Origin of the sequence: Streptococcus mitis (assembly GCF_026782865.1) — a bacterium.
Classification (GTDB): Bacteria; Bacillota; Bacilli; order Lactobacillales; family Streptococcaceae; genus Streptococcus; species Streptococcus mitis_CG.
Map to the genome: position 1 here is coordinate 1 of NZ_JAKUXK010000020.1, position 2,350 is coordinate 2,350.

Sequence of the window (2,350 nt, forward strand, 5' to 3'; positions counted from 1 at the left end):
TTGTCTCTCTCCTGGGCAGCTTGTACGCGTTCAACACGACTCTCCATCTGCTTGGTCGCCTGTTGGTAGGCTATCGCAAAGCGTTGGACAGACTGGAGTTTGGCGAAATCACCCGACTGATAAGTCCCTACAGTTCGTGTCTTCCCTGCATGCTCTGCGATCAAGGCCTTGGTCGCAGACAAGAGTTCCTTAAAGGCAACCAAATCCTGACTCGCATGATTACTTTCATACTGGATGATCGAGTTATCCAAGTTCTTGACCTGATTCATGAGAAAGTTATAGTTCATGACCGTACTGGTATGACTGCTTCCTGAATAGCTCACCAAGTCTGAAATCTTGTCCTTGGTCGTGTTCAAGACCTCAATCTCACTCTTTAGATTGTCACGTGAACTCTTTAAATCACTATGTAATCGTGTAAACACCTGACCTGGTAACTTTGCATGATTGCTTGAATCAATCTGGTAGTAACCATCCTTGTACAGTAGGAGATTAGTTGAGTAGTCATTCATCAGGTTGACCAGAGTTTGAAGAAGAGTCCCATGTACCTCTACTAGGTAACGGCGCATACTCGAGATGGCCTGACCTTGGAGATTTTCACTTAATGTAAAAACAGGAACTTGCTTACAACTAACAGTGTATAAACAAGTTCCTCACAGGTTATCTCAATGGCGATACATAATCGTCTGGAAGTTTGCCTTCAGATTCAATCCACTGCTTCTCAGCAATCGGAATCAACTCTTCAAGTTCTTCCTTAGAAAAAAGTTTCCTATTTTTAGGGACATCTATCAAAGAAGCTGGATGTTTACTTATAAATTTTCTTCTAGATTCTCTTCTCTCTTCTTCCGTTGGTGGCCAACGATCGGTCTGAAGTTTACTTAATACTTCTAACTCCGTTCTCTCTCCACTTTCTAATAAGGCAAATAACTCGTTTGGTAATTCATAAACCACTCGCTGAGGGGCAATTCCTCCCTCCTCAGTAACGTAATAAAGATGGTTCCCATCTCTCCAGATATGCTGACCGTAACCTTTTACCTCTTCAAACTGGATGACATCTTCCCATCCTAATTTACTATGTTCCATGTATGTTCTCCTCTCTTGGTACTAATATCTTCCATAACACCTTCTGGAATATCTCCTGGGAAAGTTCGTCCGGTTGGTCTCCACCAATCGTTGGCCCCAGCTTCATTTCCACTTGGTATTGACAGTCCTTTTTCTGCTACTACTTCTGGAGTAACATCCAAGCGATAAAGTGGACCATCTCCTAAATAACTGTCATCAAATCCTAATATGATTTCATAAAGACGATTATCTCCATTGGCAACCTTTTCAATGATATCTGCATGTTCTTTACTCAACCAGAAACTTGTTCCATCCTTACCTCCAACAATACCTCCATTCCAACTTTCGCTTGGTTGAAATTTTTGGAATCTGGATGCCCCATTCTTAAATTGTTGGTTATGCATTTTTAAATAAGTTGAATTATAAATATCTTCAGGATTTGGTCTATCCCCTTTATTTATTTCAAGTATTTCTTTTGGTGTTACTCCATTTTTATACTTAACCTTCGGTGAGTCCTTAGAAATATTAAAAATCAATTCCCTTTCTTCAGGAGTTAATTTGTTAAAGACCTTCTCTAGGTATCTTTCTCTAGTTGCAAAGTCTTTAAAACCTGAACTCTCCCTCGCAAGTTTGCTTTCCTCTATATTCTTCAGGATTTGTTCTTTGTTATACTTCGGTGTTTCGACATTGTGGACACCTTTCACCTTCGGAAGTTCCCGACTAACTAATGGGGATTTGTTTAAGCCTCGTTGGAGTTTCTCCTTCGCCAGATATTGGTCAAAGTTACTGGATTCCCTCGCAAGTTTACTTTCTTCTAGATTCTTCAGAATCTGTTCGCGGTTATACTTCGGTGCTTCGACATCTACTTTCACCTTATTGAGACTAAACTTGCTGGCTGCTGAGGAGGCCGCATAACCTCCTACGATATTCCCGATAAAGTTTGCGGTTTGAGCGTCTTCCTCACTACCACCTAGGAGCTTAGTCCCATGATAGGCAACCTGACCCGCTGTATAGGCGCCTGCTTCCCCTATCGCAAACTGGGTCAAGCCTTTGACAACGCTCTGAGTCTGCCCTATGGGAATCATGATAGAACTCGCTGTCACAAAGATCCCACCAACCTGATGATACAGCTTGTCATTCCCCATGAAAAGCGTATCTCGGATACGATTATAGGATTTCGTATGAATATCCCCTGCATTTCCAAGTTGGATGTTATGAATCCCTTCCCCTGCATTAGACGCCCCATAAGCCGCTGTTCCAATTCCTGCGGTTAAGCCAGCCCCAACAACCA

At 42.1% G+C, this 2,350-nt stretch carries 2 protein-coding genes and 1 pseudogene; all 3 read right to left on the reverse strand.

The genetic code is table 11. The features are described from left to right. Nucleotides 1-566, reverse strand: a 566-nt coding sequence (locus tag MK482_RS08920) for a T7SS effector LXG polymorphic toxin (protein WP_268718535.1), incomplete at its 3' end; no start/stop codon positions are given. Between the two features lie 91 nt (nt 567-657). Next, nucleotides 658-1,080 (reverse strand): hypothetical protein, encoded by a 423-nt coding sequence (locus MK482_RS08925; RefSeq protein WP_218494136.1) that lies wholly within the window; start codon nt 1,078-1,080, stop codon nt 658-660. Then, nucleotides 1,062-2,350: pseudogene (locus tag MK482_RS08930) on the reverse strand (hypothetical protein); the annotation flags it as partial. The pseudogene MK482_RS08930 and the gene MK482_RS08925, both read right to left, overlap by 19 nt.